This is a genomic window from Shigella sp. SIG3 (genome assembly GCF_053555855.1).
In genome coordinates, this window is sequence record NZ_JBQZXE010000314.1 from 1 (window position 1) to 483 (window position 483).

1 pseudogene is annotated in these 483 nt (G+C 51.3%); it reads left to right on the plus strand.

The features are described from left to right. A pseudogene (locus ACUU1I_RS21160) lies at positions 1-483 on the plus strand (hypothetical protein); the annotation flags it as partial.

Here is a 483-nt window from a genome sequence, read left to right on the forward strand (position 1 = left end):
CTGAAAACGGCTAACCATCTGTCTGAAATCGCAGCAGCAGGCGAAAAGGCACAACAGAAGTCCCGGGATAATCTGGGGCTGAAAAGTGCGGCCACGATGGAAGCACAGAGCGACATTTACGACCGGACAAAAGGCCGTCTGGCGATACCCGGCGCATTCGGCTTTGGGTGTGCTTTTCTGCCTGAAGATGTTATCCGTTTTGACACTAAGAGTGATTTCCTGGCCTGGGTAAGGAATGCGCTGCCAGGTGAATATTCCGTTGCTGGCCCTTACGGCATCATCATACCCGACACACGGTTTGAAGGGGTGCTCTGCATCCGGTGGACTGATGCACGCCCTGAGACAACAGAACCGCGGTACAGAGCCAAATCCCTTACTTTTTACGGCATTAACGGCCCCATTTATCATACCCGCTACTGCTACTGGCCCATATCCAGACTGACTGGCTGGGTGAAAATAAATATAACCACAGAAGATATTATT